Below are 18,568 nucleotides of genomic sequence, written 5' to 3'. Positions count from 1 at the left end.
TTTACCTGCGGCTTGTAGCTTGCTGCTTGTTACTGCTTCACTTCCCGGAACCCCATCATGTCGCTGAGCGTATTTGACCTGTTCAAGATCGGCATTGGTCCCTCCAGCTCCCACACGGTGGGCCCAATGCGGGCGGCGGCGCGGTTTGCCGAAGGCTTGCAGCGCGATGGCCTGCTGGAAACCATCATCTGCGTCAAAGTCGAGCTTTACGGCTCACTGGGTGCTACCGGCAAAGGCCACGGCAGCGACAAGGCTGTGTTGCTGGGCCTGGAAGGTGAGCACCCGGACACCGTCGACACCGAAACCGTCGCGGCTCGCCTGCAGCAGATCCGCAGCACTGAACGCCTGAAACTGCTCGGCCGGCACAGCATCGAATTCATCGAAAAGCATCACCTGGCGATGATTCGCAAACCCTTGGCCTTCCACCCCAACGGCATGATTTTCCGTGCCTTCGATGCCTCCGGCCTACAGGTGCGCAGCCGCGAGTACTACTCCGTCGGCGGAGGGTTCGTGGTCGATGAGCAAGCCGCTGGCGCAGACCGCATCGTGGAAGACCAGACGCAGCTGCTATATCCCTTCAAAACCGCACGGGATCTGATGGCGCACTGCACCGCGAGCGGCCTTTCGATCAGCCAGGTCATGCTGGCCAACGAAGCCGCGTGGCGCCCCGAGGCCGAAACCCGTCAGGGCCTGCTGCACATCTGGCAGGTCATGCAGGACTGCGTCGAAGCGGGTTGCCGCAACGAAGGCATCTTGCCGGGCGGCCTGAAGGTCAAGCGGCGTGCGGCAGCACTGCATCGTCAACTGTGCAAAAACCCGGAAGCCGCGCTGCGTGATGCCTTGTCGGTGCTCGACTGGGTCAATCTGTACGCGCTGGCGGTCAACGAAGAAAACGCTAACGGCGGCCGTGTGGTGACCGCGCCCACCAACGGTGCAGCCGGGATTATCCCGGCGGCGCTGCATTACTACATGCGCTTCATCACCGGGGCCAACGAAGACGGCGTCGTGCGTTTCCTGCTCACGGCGGCGGCGATCGGCATTCTCTACAAAGAGAACGCGTCGATCTCCGGCGCCGAAGTCGGTTGTCAGGGCGAAGTCGGCGTGGCCTGCTCCATGGCCGCCGGCGCACTGTGCGAAGTCTTGGGCGGCAACGTTCAACAAGTGGAAAACGCCGCTGAAATCGGCATGGAGCACAATCTCGGCCTGACCTGCGACCCCATCGGCGGCCTGGTTCAAGTGCCGTGCATCGAGCGCAATGCAATGGGTTCGGTGAAGGCCATCAACGCAGTGCGCATGGCCTTGCGCGGCGACGGCCAGCATTTTGTCTCGCTGGATAAAGTGATCCGCACCATGCGCCAGACCGGCGCCGACATGAAAAGCAAATACAAGGAAACAGCCCGTGGCGGGCTGGCCGTGAACATCATCGAGTGCTGACATCAGCCCCCATTCATAGGGTTCCCTGCCCTTCGCGGGTACCCCGGAACCGCTTTCAAGGAGTGACCCATGACCACCGAATTGCTGAAGACCCCGCTTAACGCCCTGCACCGTGAACTCGGCGCGAAGATGGTTGAATTCGCCGGCTACGACATGCCTGTTCAGTACCCCGCCGGCGTCATGAAAGAACACCTGCACACCCGAGATCAGGCCGGCTTGTTTGACGTTTCGCACATGGGTCAGATCCTCTTGAGCGGCGCGAACGCAGCGAAGGCGCTGGAAACCCTGGTGCCGGTGGACATCATCGACCTGCCGGTCGGCATGCAGCGCTACGCCATGTTCACCAACGAAAACGGCGGCATTCTCGACGACTTGATGGTCGCCAATCTGGGTAACGATCAGCTCATGCTGGTGGTTAACGCCGCCTGCAAGAACCAAGACCTGGCGCACCTGCAGCAGCACATTGGCAGCCAGTGCGATATCACGCCGCTGTTCGACGAACGTGCATTGCTCGCGCTGCAAGGTCCGCAGGCCGTTACCGCACTGGCGCGGCTGGCCCCGGACGTCGCGAAAATGACCTTCATGCAGTACACCTCGACCAAGATCGACGGCATTGACTGCTACGTCAGCCGCTCGGGCTACACCGGTGAAGACGGTTACGAGATTTCGGTACCGGCGGACCACGCAGAATCCCTGGCGCGTCGTCTGCTCGCGGAGCCGGAAGTGGCGCCGATTGGCCTGGGCGCGCGGGACTCGCTGCGACTGGAGGCCGGCCTTTGCCTCTACGGCCACGACATGAATACCGAAACCACGCCGATCGAAGCCAGCCTGCTGTGGGCGATGTCCAAGGTGCGTCGCGCCGACGGTGCGCGTGCCGGCGGTTTCCCCGGTGCCGACTCGATCTTCGCCCAGCACCAAAGCGGTGCGGCGCACAAACGTGTAGGCCTGTTGCCACAAGAGCGTACGCCGGTGCGTGAAGGCGCTGAAATCGTCGACGCCGAGGGGACGACCATCGGGACGGTCTGCAGCGGCGGCTTTGGCCCGACCCTGAGCGCGCCGTTGGCAATGGGTTATGTCGACGCCCGTTTCACCGCGCTGGAAACACCTGTCTGGGCAATCGTCCGCGGCAAGAAAGTCCCCATGCAGGTGACGAAAATGCCTTTCGTTCCGGCACGTTACTTCCGCGGCTAAGTAACATCGTCAAAAAATGCGGCACCGCAACAGTGCATTAAACTGTGCGGATGCCGCAGTCCGGCGCCAGCGTTAAGTGCATTAAAACTGTCAAAATATTGAACTTCGACAACCCTCTAAACATTAAAAACTATCGATCTTGCGAACGTGGTTAATGTTTTTAAAAAACCCGAAAACCCCTATGAATACTGGCCCAAACGGGGCTTGTTTTTTCGCCGAGAGTTAGCGTAGAGTTTCTCGACTGTGTTTGCATGGGTCGCTGGGATCGTGACCCGGGCAGTAGCGCCAAAAGCAATGCTACATCCCGTTCTACGTTTCTTCTTCCTGCAACCAGCCCCAGTACTCTTTCGTGTGAAAGAGACTGTCATTAATTTAATGCTTCAAGGAATAAGAAAATGTCTACACGTCAGAGCGGCACCGTTAAGTGGTTTAACGATGAAAAGGGTTTCGGTTTTATCACCCCTGAAAGCGGTCCGGATCTGTTCGTCCACTTCCGCGCTATTCAAGGCAACGGCTTCAAAAGCCTGAAAGAAGGCCAGAAAGTGACGTTCGTCGCGGTGCAGGGCCAAAAAGGCATGCAGGCTGACGAAGTACAAGCCGAGGCCTGATCAGCCGACGCAAAGAGCCCCTGATGGCCAACATCAGGGGCTTTTTTGTGCCTGCGATTCCGTAAACTGCCCGCCTCCGATTAAACGAGCGCCGCCATGATCCGACACGTTTTACGCCCCCAGGGCGAATTTCCTCCCGTGGGATTGGGCCGGCGCATGGCTGCGATCAGCTACGACGCACTGCTGTGTGTGGCACTGATGATAGTCACCGCCTTTCTCTACAAACTGGTCTGGATGGGGATTGTCGGCGAAACCAGACTGCGCCAGCTCTCCGAGTCGGGCGCGCTCGACGCCGACCCGTTGCTGTCCTCGATTCTGCTGATCACGCTGTTCGGCTTCTTTGCCCATTTCTGGACACGCGCGGGCCAAACCCTCGGCATGCAGGTCTGGGGAATACGCGTGCAGAACGCCGACGGAACGGCCATCGGCCTGTGGCAGGCGCTGCTGCGCTTCATCGTCGCCATCGCATCGTGGCTGTGCGTCGGGCTAGGCTTCTTCTGGAGCCTGTTCGACAAACAGAAACGCTGCTGGCATGACCTGTATTCCGAGACGCAATTGGTGCGAGTGCCCAGAATCAGAAAATGAACCTCGGTAAGCCGCCCACAAAAAAGCCGACCCTGGGGTCGGCTTTTCATACTCAGCAGGTATCAGCCCGCGCGACGCAGCAACCAGATGCCCGCCAGGGCGCACACACCCGCCGGCACCAGCACAGCAAAGAGTGGCGAGAAACCGAACACGAGGCTCGACGGGCCCAGCAGATCCTGAGCGATGCGGAAGGTGAAGCCCACCAGCACGCCCGTGAACACACGCTGCCCCAGCGTCACCGAGCGCAACGGCCCGAAGATGAAGGAGATCGCCATCAGCACCAGCGCCACCGTCACAAGCGGCTGAAGAATCTTGGTGTAGAACGCCAGCCAGTAACGACCGTTGTTCAGCCCCTGATCGGCGAGATAACGCGCATAGCCGTAAAGCCCGGTCATCGACAGCGATTCAGGCGGCAGCACCACCGTGCTCAGCAGCTGCGGGCTCAACGCAACGTTCCAGCGTTCTTCAGGGGCGGTGACCACTTCGGTGCGACCGTCGTGGAAGACCGTCGTGGTGACGTCTTTCAGCAACCAGTAATCGGTCTTGAAGTTGGCCTGCTTGGCGAAGCTCGACGTCAGCATGTGGCGCTGGTCGTCGAAATGGTAACGGGTGACGCCATACAAAAGGCCGTTCGGCTGCACCGTGTTGATGTGGATGAACTCCTCACCCTGACGGTGCCACAGGCCGTGCCTGGCGCTCTGCGCGTCGCCGGTGCCTTGGGCCAGCGAACGTGCGGCCTGGGCCGAGGCTTCGGTCACCGGCGCGACGTATTCGCCGATCAACAACCCGGCCACCATCAACACCAGCATGGGCTTCATGACCGCCCAGACGATACGGCCGATGGACACACCGGCGGCCCGCATGATGGTCAGTTCGCTGCTGCTGGCCAGTGCGCCGAGACCGATCAGGCAACCGATCAGCGCGGCCATCGGCAGCATGTCGTAGAGCCGGCGCGGCGCGGTCATCAACACGAAACTGCCAGCGTCCCAGAAGGTGTAGGTGTCGCTGATGTCAGCCATCTCGTCGATGAAGGCAAACAGCGAGGCCAGCCCGAGGATGATCCCCAGTACCGCAAGGATCGCCATGAACACGCTTTTGCCGATGTAGCGATCGAGCTTAACCATGAGCCACCCCCGACACGCTGCGGCGACTCGCAAGCTTCAGGCGCAGAGGCTCCCAGTAGAGCAAGGCCAGTCCGATGGAGAGGAACAGTGCATGCACCCACCACAGGCCGAGCCCCATCGGGATCTTGCCCTTCTCCAGCGCACCGCGCGCAGCAATCAGGATGGTGAGATAAGCCATATAAAGAAGAATCGCCGGAAGAAGCTTGAGGAAGCGGCCCTGACGCGGGTTGACCCGGGCCAGCGGCACCGCCATCAGCGTCACGATGAACACCAGAATCGGCAGCGAAACCCGCCATTGCAGCTCGGCACGGTTGCGCAGGCTGTCTTCGCCGGTCAGCAGTTCGCTGGTGGAGATGGCGTCGCGGTCGGTGACCTCATCGCTGATGTCCGGCTTGGGCAGCAAGGCGCCGTAGGTGTCGTATTTGATGGCGCGGTAATCGGCCTGACCGGGGTTGCCGTCGTAGCGATAGCCATTGTCCAGAATCAGGTAGCGCGTGCCATCGGGCTTGATTTCCTGCCGGCCTTTTTCCGCCACCAGCACGGTGATGCCGTGGTCTTTCTTCTCGTCGAGTTTCTTTTCAGAGATGAACACGCCGCCCAGGTTGATGCGGTCGTCGCTCATGGTTTCGGTGTAGGTCACGCGGCTGCCGTCACGCAGCAGCTGGAAGCGACCCGGCACGAGCGTGTCGAATTCGGTCATCGCGTCCTGCTTGTTGATCAGCAGCTGGAACTGGGTCGCGCCCTGGGGGGCGAGGCTGAAGCTGAGCCAGGCCACCAGCAGTGACACCAGCGCAGCCGGCGCCAGGGTGATCAGCAACAGACGTTGCTGGCTCATGCCGGTGGCGGCCAGTACGGTCATTTCGCTTTCGAGGTACAACCGGCCGTACGCCAGAAGAATCCCCAGGAATAACCCCAGCGGGAGGATCAGCTGCAGGAAGCCCGGCAGACGGAAACCCATGATCAGAAACAGCACACCCGGATCGAGTGCACCCGATGCAGCCTGGGCCAGGTATTTGATGAAGCGGCCACTCATGATGATTACCAGCAGCACAGCACTGACAGCGCTCAGGGTAACCAGCACTTCTCGGGACAGGTAACGGAAGACAATCAAACCAGACACTCCAGGGTTGTCACGCTAAGGCGGCATGACAATGAAATGGATCAGCCATGATGCGCGCGACGGCGAACCACCAAAAAAATATGCGGCATTATCCTGTGATTGGGTGTGTCTGTCACTGCGCGCGCGGGATACTTCTGTAACCGGCACACCGGCGCACCCGGACGGGGTTGTCATCCATTGGCTCGCAGGGTCAAACTGCGGGCCTTGCCGCAGGCATGCCGGTGTAAATACCTCTGCGCCGCTGCCGAGCCGTGTGCTCAAGTGCGATAACTCACAGTTTATTCGGGGACCCCGACATGGAATTGGTTGTTAAAAGCGTCAGTGCAGAAACCTTGAAGACCGCCACACTGGTGGTCGCCGTCGGTGAAGGCCGCACGCTGAGCGACACCGCAAGCACCCTCGACACCCTGAGCGGCGGCGCCATCAGCGCTGTCCTCAAACGCGGCGACCTGTCGGGCAAGATCGGCCAGAGCCTGTTGCTGCACAGCCTGCCCAACCTGAAAGCTGAACGCGTACTGCTGGTCGGTTCGGGTAAAGAGCCGGAATTGAACGATCGCCAGTTCCGCAAAATCATCAGCGGCGCGCTCGGCACCCTGAAAAGCCTGGGTGGCGTTGATGCCGGCTTCGACCTTGACCAGCTGAACGTCAAGAATCGCGATGTTTATGGCAAGAACCGCCTGCTGGTCGAAACCCTGGCCGATGGCGAATACGTCTTCGATCGCTTCAAGAGCCAGAAAGTCGATCCTCGCGCCCTGAAAAAAATCACCCTGCTGACCGCCAAAGCCAACGTCGCCGACGTTGAACGTGCGGCCAAACACGCACAGGCCATCGCTGCCGGCATGGCGGTGACCCGCGACCTGGGCAACATGCCGCCGAACATCTGCCACCCGACCTATCTGGGCGAGCAGGCCAAGGCGATGGGCAAAGCCAACAAGGGCCTCAAGGTCGAGATCTTCGATGAAAAAGACATCGAAAAGCTGGGCATGGGCTCGTTCCTGGCGGTCGGTCAAGGCAGCGCTCAGCCGCCACGCCTGATCGTCATGCAGTACTCCAACGGCAAGAAAAGCGAAAAGCCTTTCGTGCTCGTCGGCAAGGGCATCACCTTTGACACCGGCGGGATCAGCCTCAAGCCGGGCCTGGGCATGGACGAAATGAAGTTCGACATGTGCGGCGCGGCGAGCGTGTTCGGCACGTTGAACGCCGTGCTCGAACTGCAACTGCCGATCAACCTGGTGTGCATCGTCGCGGCAGCTGAAAACATGCCGAGCGGCAACGCAACCCGCCCGGGTGACATCGTCAAGACCATGAGCGGCCAGACCGTCGAGATCCTCAACACCGACGCCGAAGGCCGTCTGGTGCTGTGCGACGCGCTGACCTACGCCGAACGCTTCAAGCCACAGGCCGTTATCGACATCGCCACGCTGACCGGTGCTTGCGTCGTCGCGCTGGGCGGTCACACCTCGGGCTTGCTGGGCAACAGCGACGCCTTGATCAGCCAAGTGCTGGAAGCCGGCAAACGCGCCGACGACCGTGCCTGGCAGCTGCCGTTGTTCGATGAGTACCAGGAGCAGCTGGACAGCCCGTTTGCCGACATCGCCAACATCGGCGGCCCGAAGGCCGGCACCATCACCGCGGCCTGCTTCCTCTCGCGCTTCGCCAAAGCCTATGAGTGGGCGCACCTGGACATCGCCGGCACGGCATGGCTGAGCGGCGGCAAGGACAAGGGCGCAACGGGCCGTCCGGTTCCGCTGCTGACCCAATACCTGATCGACCGCGCCGGCGTTTAAGCCGCTGCCAACGCGCTGGCCTCCCCGGTCGGCGCGTTCAGCGTTCTGGAATCACCCATGACCCAAGTCGATTTCTACATTCTGCCGAGTGCCGACCCTGTCGCGCGCCTGGACTTCGCCTGCAAACTCACCGACAAGGCCTGGCGCCTCGGCCATCGGGTGTACCTGCATTGCAGCGATGCCGGGCAACGCGAGGAGCTGGACGCCCGACTGTGGCGCTTCCGGGGCGAAGCGTTCGTGCCCCATGGCTCGGTCGAAGACGATCAGGACGCTCCGGTGGCGCTGGGTATCGGCAGCGACCCCGGCCAACATCAGGATCTGCTGGTCAATCTTGACCTGCGCATCCCGGAATTCTTCAAACGATTCGCGCGTGTCGCCGAGATCGTTGTCGAGGATCCAGCCATCCGCCTCGCGGCACGCGAGAGTTTTCGCTTCTACCGCGAACAGGGCTATCCTCTGCAAGATCACCGGCTGCAGCGTCTTTGAGCACACGATGGATAATTCAAAACACCTGAAAGATTCAGCGCACCTGCTGGATGACCTCGAATCGATTCGCCAGCTGTTGGGTGATGATCCGGCCCAGCCTCCCCTGCTGACCGAGTCCGTGCACAACGACGAGCAGATCCCGCTGCTGTTTGACGTGGTCACCGGCCAGGTCGTGACGCTCGATGAGCACGAAGCCAACCTGAATGACATTCCCCTGCTCACGCCCGAGCCCGTCGCGGCGGTTACACCTGCCGCACCTGCGGCCAACGCTTCGAGCGCCAAGGCGCCGAACGCTGACGCGCTGCTGCACCTGGATGGGGAGCTGCGTGCCGCTGCGCAGTTGATCATGCAAGACGTGATCGACGACTTCGCCCCGCACATCGAGAACGAAATCAAACGCCGTCTGGATGCGCGGATGGAAAGGCTGCTGAGTCAATACAACAGCTGAACCCGTGTTTCTTTCCCGACCCGGGATCGCGGGCAAGCGCAGTCCTACAGGTGCCCGCGACGATTCCGGGCATCACCGCTCGTAGCACCCGACCTAGCGCTTGTAGCTTGACGCCGCCTTGAAAAGCTATACTCGTCGGCTTTTCCGACTCAAAGCAGATCAGGTTCCCGCCTCGCATGGACAAGACCTACCAGCCGCACGCCATCGAAACTTCCTGGTACCAGACCTGGGAGTCCGAAAACTATTTCGCTCCGCAAGGCGCGGGCGACTCGTACACCATCATGATTCCGCCGCCGAACGTCACCGGCAGCCTGCACATGGGCCACGGTTTCAATAACGCGATCATGGACGCCCTGATCCGCTTCCGCCGCATGCAGGGTCGCAACACCCTGTGGCAGCCGGGCACCGACCACGCCGGTATCGCCACGCAGATGCTGGTGGAGCGCCAACTCGAAGCCTTGGGTCAGAGCCGTCACGATCTGGGTCGCGACAAATTTCTCGAAAAAGTCTGGGAATGGAAGGATCAGTCCGGTGGCAACATCAGCCGCCAGATCCGTCGCCTGGGCTCGTCGGTCGACTGGAGCCGCGAGCGCTTCACGATGGACGACGGCTTGTCCGAAGCCGTTAAGGAAGCCTTCGTGCGCCTGCACGAAGACGGCCTGATCTACCGTGGCAAGCGGCTGGTCAACTGGGACACCAAGCTGCACACCGCAATCTCCGACCTCGAAGTGGAAAACCACGACGAGAAAGGCCACCTGTGGAACCTGCGCTACCCGTTGGCCGATGGCGCGAAGACCGCTGAAGGTCTGGACTATCTGATCGTCGCGACGACCCGCCCGGAAACCATGCTCGGTGATGCGGCCGTTGCCGTGAACCCGAACGATGAGCGCTACAAGGCGCTGATCGGCCAGTTCGTTGAGCTGCCGCTGGTAGGCCGTCGCATCCCGATCATCGCGGACGACTATTGCGACCCTGAGTTCGGCACCGGCTGCGTGAAGATCACCCCGGCCCACGACTTCAACGACTACGACGTCGGCAAGCGACACAACCTGCCGCTGCTGAACATCTTCGACAAGAACGCTGCCGTTCTGCCCGCTGCCCAGGTATTCAACCTCGACGGCACGCTGAACGACACCGTCGATGGCACCCTCCCCGCCGAATACGCCGGCCTCGACCGCTTCGAAGCGCGCAAGCAGATCGTGGCTGCGTTCGACGCCGCCGGCCTTTTGGTCAGCGTCGACGACCACGCCTTGAAAGTACCGAAGGGCGACCGCTCCGGGACCATCATCGAGCCGTGGCTGACGGATCAGTGGTACGTGTCGACCAAGCCGCTGGCCGAACCTGCCATCGCCGCCGTTGAAGATGGCCGCATCGCCTTCGTGCCCAAGCAATACGAAAATATGTACTTCTCTTGGATGCGCGACATCCAGGACTGGTGCATCAGCCGTCAGCTCTGGTGGGGCCACCGCATTCCGGCCTGGTACGACGAGTCCGGCAAGGTCTATGTCGGCCGCGACGAAGCCGAAGTCCGCGCCAAGCACAACCTCGGTCCTGATGTTGCCCTGCAGCAGGACAACGACGTGCTCGACACTTGGTTCAGTTCCGGCCTGTGGACGTTCTCCACCCTGGGCTGGCCGGAGCAGACCGATTTCCTGAAAACCTTCCACCCGACCGACGTGCTGGTTACCGGTTTCGACATCATTTTCTTCTGGGTCGCCCGGATGATCATGCTCACCATGCACCTGGTGAAGAATGAAGACGGCACGGCGCAGGTGCCGTTCAAGACCGTGTACGTTCACGGTCTGGTGCGAGATGGCCAAGGCCAGAAGATGTCCAAGTCCAAGGGCAACGTCCTTGATCCCCTGGACATCATCGACGGCATCGAGCTTGAAGCCCTGGTGCAGAAACGCACCTCCGGCATGATGCAGCCCAAGCTGGCCAAGAAGATCGAGAAGCAGACCCGCGACGAATTCGCCGACGGCATCGCCAGCTACGGCACCGATGCCCTGCGCTTCACCTTCTGCTCGCTGGCTTCCACGGGCCGTGACATCAAGTTCGACATGGGCCGCGTCGAAGGCTATCGCAACTTCTGCAACAAAATCTGGAACGCCGCGCGCTACGTCCTCGACAAGGGCGAGGACTGCGGTCAGAACGACGAGGCGTTCGAGCTCTCGCTGCCGGATCGCTGGATCATCTCGCAGCTGCAACGCACTGAAGCCGAAGTAACCCGCCAGCTGGATCAGTTCCGTTTCGACCTCGCGGCGCAGGCGCTGTACGAGTTCATCTGGAACCAGTATTGCGACTGGTACCTGGAGCTGTCCAAGCCGGTTCTGTGGGACGAGACGGCGCCGATCGAGCGTCAGCGCGGCACCCGTCGCACGTTGGTGCGCGTGCTGGAAGTCGCACTGCGTCTGGCGCATCCGTTCATGCCCTTCATCACCGAAGAAATCTGGCAGCGCCTCGCGCCGCTGGCGGGCGTTGAAGGCAAGACCATCATGCTGCAACCGTGGCCGGTGGCGAATGAAGCGCGCATCGACGTCGCAGCAGAAGGCGACATCGAGTGGCTCAAGAGCCTGATGCTCGGCGTGCGCAATATCCGTGGCGAAATGAACATCGGCCCGGGCAAGCCGCTGCAGCTGTTCCTCAAGAACGTCAGCGCCGAAGACCAACGCCGCCTGAACGAGAACGAGCACCTGCTGAAGAAGCTGGCCAAGCTTGAATCGTTCACCGTGCTGGAAGCCGGCGCTGAGGCACCCCTGTCGGCGACCGCACTGGTCGGTGAGATGGAAGTGCTGGTGCCGATGGCCGGCCTGATCGACAAGGACGCCGAACTGGCGCGTCTGGACAAGGAAATCCAGCGTCTGCAGGGTGAAGTGCAGCGGGTGGGCGGCAAGCTGTCCAATGCCGCGTTCGTCGACAAGGCGCCGCCTGAGGTGATCGCCAAGGAACGCGCGAAGATGGCCGAAGCGGAACAGGCGCTGGGCAAACTGGCAGAGCAGCACGCGCGGATCGCGAGCCTGTAATCCGATCAGATCAGCCGGCCTGAATTGCAGGCCGGTTGACGACCATCACCCCTGTAGGCGTGAGCTTGCTCGCGATATCGGTCTATCAGCAACCCAACCGTTGACTGACACACGATGATCGCGAGCAAGCTCCCGCCTACAGGGGTTGTGCTTTCATGAGAATGCATCACCGATGACCAGCCCCGACGCCCCCAAACCGCCACGCAATCCCCCGCGCAAGAAAGCCAAACCTGCTCAGCAGGCCAAGCCTTCCACGCCACGCGAGAAAGCCACTCTGCACCCGCGCAACCGCCATCAAGGCCATTACGACTTTCCGCGCCTGATCAAAGGCAGCCCCGAACTGGGCACATTTGTGATCCTCAACCCCTATGGCAAAGAAAGCATCGATTTTGCCAACCCGGCAGCCGTGAGGGTGTTCAACCGCGCCTTGCTTAAAGCGTTCTACGGCATTGCCCATTGGGATATTCCGGCGGACTACCTTTGCCCGCCAATCCCGGGACGGGCGGACTACCTGCACTTTCTCGCGGATCTGCTGGCGGAACGCAACGACGGGGTCATCCCGCGCGGGGCGTCCGTCACTGCGCTGGACATTGGCACCGGCGCCAACTGCATCTACCCGCTGATCGGTCAAGGCGAGTATGGCTGGTCGTTCCTGGGCTCGGACATCGACAAGGTCGCCCTTGCCTCGGCAACGACCATCGTCAAAGCCAACGGCTTGAGCAAGAGCATCAGCTGTCGGCATCAGACTGACCAAAAGCACATCCTGACCCACTTGCTGCAGCCCGATGAGCGCTTCGACATCAGCGTGTGTAACCCGCCCTTCCACGCTTCCGCTGAGGAGGCGTTGAGCGGCAGCCAGCGCAAATGGCGAGCCCTTGGCAAGGCAGATCCCAAACGCAAATTGCCGGTGCTGAATTTCGGCGGTCAGGCGGCGGAGCTCTGGTGTGAAGGGGGCGAGGCGCGCTTTGTGACCCAGTTGATCAGCGAAAGTGCGCACGTCGCGAAACAGGTGCTGTGGTTCAGCACGCTGGTGTCCAAAGCGTCGAATCTGCCGCTGATTCAGAGCGCCCTGAAAAAAGCCGGTGCGGTTGAAAGCCAGACGGTCGAAATGGGGCAAGGGCAGAAACAGAGTCGCTTCGTTGCCTGGACCTTCCAGGACAAGCCGCAGCAAGCCGCCTGGCGGGCAACGCGTTGGGTTTCACCGCGCTAGGTCGCCGACGACCGAAGCGATAACCGAATCGCAGGCACAAAAAAACCGTGTCCGGATCGCTCCGTCACACGGTTTCCTCAACCAAGCAGCGTTTTCGCTTACTTGTTGACCGAGTCAGTCAGTACTTTGGCTGGTACGAACTTGACCACTTTCTTGGCGGCGATTTCGATGGCTGCGCCAGTCGAAGGGTTGCGGCCAGTGCGTGCTGGACGCTCGGTGACTTTCAGTTTGCCGATGCCTGGCAGAGTGATTTCACTACCGTTTTCCAGTTGGTCAGCGACGATTTGACCCAATTGGTCGAGAGCGTTGCGCGCGGTGGTTTTCGGCGCGTCGATTGCTTCTGCGATATCGGCGATCAATTGGTCTTTAGTCAGAGCCATGGTGGTGTTCCTTCCCTATCAAATTCGAATGGTTTGCAGAGTGTGGTACAGACGCGAAATGTAGATACTGTAAACGGCCTTTGGTTCGGCCGAACGCCCACAAACTGCACGCCTGGCGCGCTTGGGCGCTCAGGACCGGGCAAAACTAGCACAGCGCAACGCAAATATCCGCCCCTACCTACCCATTTGGTCAGCTTTATCGCCCGAGAGGCGTAAAAAAGTCATATTAATGGGCTCAGGTCAGCGTTTTCGGCCCTTCCAGAGCGTTCCGCACCCCGTCTGCGGTACACTTGCCGACTTTCGCACGGGCCTGGTCTGGTCCCGTTCAGTTCCACTTCAGCCGCCGAGAATTCCATGCCGATCCGTCACGCCATCGTCCACCTGATCGACAAAAAACCTGACGGCACGCCCGCCGTGCTCCATGCCCGGGACTCGGAACTCGCCGAATCGCAGGCCATCGAGAACATGCTGGCGGACCTTAACGAGAGCTATAACGCTAAACAGGGCAAGGCCTGGGGTTTATTCCATGCCGAATCCGGCGCGCACCCGTTCAGTGGCTGGCTGAAGGAATACCTGGATCAAGGCAAGGATTTCACCCAGTTCAGCCGCATCGCGGTCGAGCATCTGCAGAAGCTGATGGAAGAGTCGAACCTGTCGGTCGGCGGCCACGTACTGTTTGCGCACTATCAACAAGGCATGACCGAGTACCTGGCAATCGCGTTGCTGCACCACAGCGAAGGCGTGGCGGTAAACGAGGCGCTGGACGTGACGCCGTCCCGGCATCTGGAACTGGGTCAACTGCACCTTGCGGCCCGTATCAATATTTCCGAGTGGCAGAACAACAAAGCGTCCAAGCAGTACATCTCGTTTATCAAAGGCAAGAACGGCAAGAAGGTTTCCGAGTACTTCCGCGACTTCATCGGTTGTCAGGAAGGCGTCGACGGACCGGGCGAGACCCGCACACTGCTCAAGGCTTTCAGTGATTTTGTCGAGAGCGAAGACCTGCCGGAAGAATCGACCCGCGAGAAAACCAAGGCGCTGGTCGACTACGCGAGCAGCCAGAGCAAAATGGGCGAGCCCATCGCCCTGGAAGAGTTGTCTGGCCTGATCGACGAGGATCGCCCGCGGGCTTTCTACGATCACATCCGCAACAAGGATTACGGCCTGTCGCCCGAGATCCCGGCGGATAAGCGCACGCTGAACCAGTTCCGTCGCTTCACTGGCCGCGCCGAAGGTCTGTCGATCAGCTTTGAAGCGCACCTGCTGGGCGACAAGATCGAGTATGACGAAGAGAAAGGCACGCTGATCATCAAAGGGCTGCCCACTCAGTTGACCGATCAGCTCAAACGCCGCTGACCCCTGCCAAGGAGCCGAGACCCGCATGTTCGTTCGTACCCTGAAGAAGTGCTTGCTCGTCATGCTGGTGGTGGTCGTCTACCAGAACTGGGGCAAAATCGAAAACCTGGTTCACCCCTCCTCCGCGTTGTCGGAGCAGGCGCAGGCCAATGCGAAGGTGACGTTGTACGCCACGGACTGGTGTGGCTACTGCAAACAGACCCGGCGCTTTCTCGACAGCCAGGGCATTCGCTACACCGAGTACGATATCGAGAAAGACGCCGCAGGGCGCAAAGCCTATGAAGCACTGGGTGGCCGCGGCATTCCCCTGATCGACGTGAATGGCACGTTGATCAGGGGGTTTAGCGAAGAGCAGATTCTGGCGGCGTTGAAGTAGGCGCGCCAGGCTGAATCGGGCGTCTGCGCCAGTCTACTGATATCTCAGTCCTGAAAGACGTTGGGAAGCCGATACAGCGCCTCATTTTAATACGCTTCCCACATAGGCCCTCCAGCGACAGCGGCAATCGCCGTTCGCTATAACATTCAAGCTGAATACTCTCGCCAGCGCCGCAATCGTTAGTTTATTTCGCGATGTAAAGCCCACGCCTATAACCCTGCCGCTGCCACAAACACGCAACGTCGAAATCAACAACCTTACTTGTAATCGCCAATAGCGATTAAAAGGCAGCTCACGGAAACTCACCCTCCTGTCAGCGGGCATTCGGTCTTAAATGACAGATTTGACAAACATCCGGAAGATTACTTAATTCAAATAAATCTTACTCTGATGGATCAGACGTCATGAAGACTCTTCCCGGCGCACTCGCCTTGCTTTTATCTTTTTTAGTGGGTTGCAGTACCGCCGTGCGTCAAGCCGACCCCCCTGAAGCCAACGTCCCTCAAACCAACAGAAGTGTGGCGCCTCGTGTGGCTAGCACCTATATCTACAACCCCCCCCTTGCGCCATCGGTGGGCTTGCCTCTACTGAATAAAAACTACAATGACAACTCAACAGCGTGCAGCGGAAACCAGCCGTTATTTCGATGCTCAGGCGTGTTTTTAAGAACTGTCGATAACGGCAACTTCGACCCCTGGACTGCCAGCGCGAGTGCCAATGCGCTCGGTTCCTCATCCTTCACCTGGCTGAGGCACGACCTGAGTACCAAAACCCTTTATCACCGCGCCGGATACATCCGGATGAACCCCGACGACATCAATAAGTATTACTCCGACGGACAGGCCAACTGGTCCGGGGTCAATTGCCTTTATCCTTTTGACGCCTACACGGTCAGAAAACCCCGAAACTATAACGGGTGTGACTTTGAGCGCGCACCGGGTGCACCCGGCACCCCCAACCCAGCCCATTACATTGTATGGGGCTCATGCGACAACAAACTCGGCTATACCACCGCTGCCCAATGGAATGCTCACTATCAAAGCAACGGCCAAACTGAGTATTCGCAGTGTTCCTGGTCGTCCGGCAAAGCCAGCAACTGGATGGCGATGATTGCTTCCCATGAAAGCTTTCCGGCCAAAACATCGTGGAACGAGATTCTGGTGCCGACGGTTGGAGTCATCGAAGATGTTTTAGTGATGGCGTTTTTCTACGACGTCAATAAACCCGGTGCGCGCGATGACGCCCGGGCTTTCCAGTCCAAACTGGCAAGCAAAAAAGCCAGGCGTGTGCCCATCTACTCCATCAACTTTAATGCCGCACCCTCGAGTCGTTTCGGGTACTCGGCGAGTGACCAGATTGCTTATCCGTGAAGGCAATGACGTTATCGAACGCTGAGCAACTTCATGCACGGCGCTCATTCCACATACCAGGACTATCAACGCGCTAGAAGGATTCCGGCCATGATCCGTCAATTAACAAGTCGCTATGTGTTAATGCTCACGCTGATACTGAGCGCTTGCTCCAATCAGCCCCTTCCCCCGATGGAGCCACCACCGCCTGCGCCATCAACAACACAGGCGCCGGCCTATGCTCCCCGCGCACAGTTGCAGAAACCCGAGCAAGTTCTCGCCGACGTCAATAAAAACTACAAAGAAACCATCACGGATTGCCGTGAATACGGCACCAACAAACCACGTGGCCATTATTATTGCAGCGGCGTAACGTTGCGGACGGTGGACGACGGTAATTTCAATCCCTGGATGTACAGCTCAAACGCCCTGGCGATAGGCGCGACTTCTTATTCATGGCTACGCAGAGGCGTGATTCAGACCCGGTTGTACCATCCTGCAGGGTTTATCCTGCGCAACCGCATTGATGCCATTGCATACGGTCTGCCGGGGCTGGAATCCGGCTTTATCTGTCTGTATCCCTATGACGCGTCGACGTCGACCGCCAACGGCCATAAGGGCTGCGGCTACCGGGGCAAGCAGTACCCGCCCAGCGCACCAGCGAAGCCTGACGATGATAATTCTGCTTACGCGTGGGGTTCTTGCGAAGGCATGAACATCACCACCGCAACCCAATGGGATCAACACTTTCAAAGCGTTGGCCAACAGATGTACAGACAGTGTTCCTGGAACATCGACAGTCAGCACGGCTGGAACAACATGATTGCCTCCAGAGATGACTTCCCTCAACACCAGTCAGTCTGGAATGAAATTTTGCTCAACAACTTAGGTGGCGGCGAGCAGATGCCAAAGTACATCGCCGCCTATTTTTATGACGTGAGCAAGGCGGGAGGGCTGGCCGCCGCCCGAAACTTTCAGGTGAAGATGAATAACGCCGGCTATAACGTGCCAATCCTGCGGCTGAACTTCGCCAATGCCGGCGGGGATATCTTCAGCTACAGCGCTGCGGACCAGGCCGTTGCGCAGTAGCTGAAACACCCCGGCTCATGAATGACGAGCCGGGATCTGTTTTCAGGCGGCTTTGATTTGAAAACCAACGCGCGGGAAGTGCACATGCACGGTACCCGCGCGTTCATCTTCACGACGCAGGATGATCTCTTCGCGCCCGCTGAACACCAACTCTCCCGCCACCGCGTCAACGCCGTAATCCACGGCAGACACGGTGACCTGCTGGCCGACGGTAAAACCGTTGGGGTCGCTGAAATCTTCGTTGGGCACCGACGCCGGGGTCGCCGCGCGCGCGATTTCAACGGCATCGCCCGAACTCAACTCGCTCGGTGCACCATGGCCGAATCCAATAACGCGCTCGTACCAGCTCAACACCGCCGGGTAGGCGTCCACGAGCGGGGATGTGACAGGCGTTTGCTTCAGGAACCACAGGGTGTGGGCCACCGAGAAATCGGCAATCGAGGGCGCGCCCAAGAGGAAATCATCGTTGCGCTCCAGCTGGGTTTCCAGACGCGCCATCAGCGTCGGCCATTGATGCTGAGCCACTTCCAGCGGCACGCGATTGGCGCTGCCGCCATCGAACAGCGTGGCACGGTCGGCAACGAATGCCTTCACAGCCTCAGGCGGGACTTTGGCGAAACGCACAGCGAGGGAGGCCGGTTGAAACACCAGGCTGACAGCGTGCAGGAACAGCACCGAATCCGCCCACGCCGCCAGGCTCGCCGCAGTGAACTCCTGGCCTTCGGGATAAAAGGTCGGCGAAGACTTTTCCTGCTCCAGCCGGCGCGCGATCAACGCGGTGTCGCAGTAGATGTCGGCGCCCACTTGCAGGACCGGGGTTTTGCGATAGCCGCCGGTGAGGGGCATGAGGTCGGGCTTGGGCATGATCGACGGGATGATGACCGAGCGCCATGACAGGCCTTTGAAGCCCAGCATCAGTCGGGCTTTCTCGGCGAACAGGGACATTGGATAGTGATGAAGAATCAACTCAGACATGCTTCGGGCCATCCGCAGGGGGAAAGC

General features: G+C 59.9%; 17 protein-coding genes. 13 read left to right on the top strand and 4 right to left on the bottom strand.

Annotated features, from left to right (window positions below; genetic code table 11):
- The first annotated feature begins 57 nt into the window (after positions 1-57).
- The 4 genes from IFT99_RS12790 (at position 58) to IFT99_RS12775 (ending at position 3,818) form a co-directional block, all read left to right on the top strand.
- Positions 58-1,434 carry an L-serine ammonia-lyase gene (locus tag IFT99_RS12790; protein WP_192132683.1) on the top strand — a complete coding sequence of 459 codons (1,377 nt, stop codon included), beginning with the start codon at positions 58-60 and terminating at the stop codon, positions 1,432-1,434.
- Positions 1,435-1,503: 69 nt separating this feature from the next.
- The gene (gene gcvT / locus IFT99_RS12785) at positions 1,504-2,625 is read left to right on the top strand and encodes a glycine cleavage system aminomethyltransferase GcvT (protein WP_192132681.1); all 1,122 of its coding nucleotides are present in this window, start codon (positions 1,504-1,506) and stop codon (positions 2,623-2,625) included.
- Positions 2,626-3,020: 395 nt separating this feature from the next.
- Positions 3,021-3,233: a cold-shock protein gene (locus IFT99_RS12780; protein WP_003227496.1), complete on the top strand. Its 213-nt coding sequence runs from the start codon at positions 3,021-3,023 to the stop codon at positions 3,231-3,233.
- A 96-nt stretch (positions 3,234-3,329) separates the two neighbouring features.
- Positions 3,330-3,818 carry an RDD family protein gene (locus IFT99_RS12775; protein WP_192132679.1) on the top strand — a complete coding sequence of 163 codons (489 nt, stop codon included), beginning with the start codon at positions 3,330-3,332 and terminating at the stop codon, positions 3,816-3,818.
- Between the two features lie 62 nt (positions 3,819-3,880).
- Here IFT99_RS12775 and lptG read toward each other — a convergent pair whose 3' ends face one another.
- Positions 3,881-4,942 carry an LPS export ABC transporter permease LptG gene (lptG, locus tag IFT99_RS12770; RefSeq protein WP_065992013.1) on the bottom strand — a complete coding sequence of 354 codons (1,062 nt, stop codon included), beginning with the start codon at positions 4,940-4,942 and terminating at the stop codon, positions 3,881-3,883.
- Entirely contained in the window at positions 4,935-6,053 is a 1,119-nt protein-coding gene (gene lptF, locus IFT99_RS12765) for an LPS export ABC transporter permease LptF (protein ID WP_065992010.1), read from the bottom strand. Before lptF ends, lptG begins: the two co-directional genes overlap by 8 nt.
- A 305-nt stretch (positions 6,054-6,358) precedes the next feature.
- Between lptF and IFT99_RS12760 the strand changes: the two genes are divergently transcribed.
- The 5 genes from IFT99_RS12760 (at position 6,359) to rlmF (ending at position 13,016) form a co-directional block, all read left to right on the top strand.
- Positions 6,359-7,849: a leucyl aminopeptidase gene (locus IFT99_RS12760; RefSeq protein ID WP_065992008.1), complete on the top strand. Its 1,491-nt coding sequence runs from the start codon at positions 6,359-6,361 to the stop codon at positions 7,847-7,849.
- Positions 7,850-7,906: 57 nt separating this feature from the next.
- Positions 7,907-8,335, top strand: a complete 429-nt coding sequence (locus IFT99_RS12755) for a DNA polymerase III subunit chi (protein WP_133772097.1) — start codon at positions 7,907-7,909, stop codon at positions 8,333-8,335.
- A gap of 7 nt (positions 8,336-8,342) precedes the next feature.
- Positions 8,343-8,783 carry a DNA polymerase III subunit chi gene (locus IFT99_RS12750; protein WP_192132677.1) on the top strand — a complete coding sequence of 147 codons (441 nt, stop codon included), beginning with the start codon at positions 8,343-8,345 and terminating at the stop codon, positions 8,781-8,783.
- Positions 8,784-8,959: 176 nt separating this feature from the next.
- Positions 8,960-11,806, top strand: coding sequence for a valine--tRNA ligase (locus IFT99_RS12745; protein WP_192132675.1), 2,847 nt, complete (start codon positions 8,960-8,962; stop codon positions 11,804-11,806).
- A 172-nt stretch (positions 11,807-11,978) separates the two neighbouring features.
- Positions 11,979-13,016 carry a 23S rRNA (adenine(1618)-N(6))-methyltransferase RlmF gene (rlmF, locus tag IFT99_RS12740; RefSeq protein WP_065991999.1) on the top strand — a complete coding sequence of 346 codons (1,038 nt, stop codon included), beginning with the start codon at positions 11,979-11,981 and terminating at the stop codon, positions 13,014-13,016.
- A gap of 98 nt (positions 13,017-13,114) precedes the next feature.
- On the opposite strand, the gene IFT99_RS12735 is transcribed toward rlmF, so the two are convergent.
- Complete coding sequence (locus IFT99_RS12735) at positions 13,115-13,396, bottom strand: HU family DNA-binding protein (protein ID WP_037014905.1); 282 nt, start codon at positions 13,394-13,396, stop codon at positions 13,115-13,117.
- A gap of 354 nt (positions 13,397-13,750) precedes the next feature.
- Between IFT99_RS12735 and yejK the strand changes: the two genes are divergently transcribed.
- The 4 genes from yejK to IFT99_RS12715 all read left to right on the top strand — a co-directional run bounded on the left by yejK (position 13,751) and on the right by IFT99_RS12715 (position 17,566).
- Entirely contained in the window at positions 13,751-14,752 is a 1,002-nt protein-coding gene (gene yejK / locus IFT99_RS12730) for a nucleoid-associated protein YejK (protein WP_192132673.1), read from the top strand.
- A gap of 25 nt (positions 14,753-14,777) precedes the next feature.
- Positions 14,778-15,128 carry a glutaredoxin family protein gene (locus IFT99_RS12725; protein WP_065991995.1) on the top strand — a complete coding sequence of 117 codons (351 nt, stop codon included), beginning with the start codon at positions 14,778-14,780 and terminating at the stop codon, positions 15,126-15,128.
- Positions 15,129-15,532: 404 nt separating this feature from the next.
- Positions 15,533-16,498 (top strand): hypothetical protein, encoded by a 966-nt coding sequence (locus IFT99_RS12720; protein WP_192132671.1) that lies wholly within the window; start codon positions 15,533-15,535, stop codon positions 16,496-16,498.
- A gap of 90 nt (positions 16,499-16,588) precedes the next feature.
- Positions 16,589-17,566, top strand: coding sequence for a hypothetical protein (locus IFT99_RS12715; RefSeq protein ID WP_192132669.1), 978 nt, complete (start codon positions 16,589-16,591; stop codon positions 17,564-17,566).
- Between the two features lie 42 nt (positions 17,567-17,608).
- Here IFT99_RS12715 and IFT99_RS12710 read toward each other — a convergent pair whose 3' ends face one another.
- Entirely contained in the window at positions 17,609-18,541 is a 933-nt protein-coding gene (locus tag IFT99_RS12710; RefSeq protein ID WP_192132667.1) for a glutathione S-transferase family protein, read from the bottom strand.
- Between the last annotated feature and the right edge of the window lie 27 nt (positions 18,542-18,568).

The organism is Pseudomonas sp. CFBP 8772 (assembly GCF_014841665.1).
In the GTDB taxonomy this organism is placed as follows: Bacteria; Pseudomonadota; Gammaproteobacteria; order Pseudomonadales; family Pseudomonadaceae; genus Aquipseudomonas; species Aquipseudomonas graminis_B.
The sequence above is the reverse complement of the archived record's forward strand: the minus strand, read 5'-3'. Positions and strand labels throughout refer to the sequence as shown.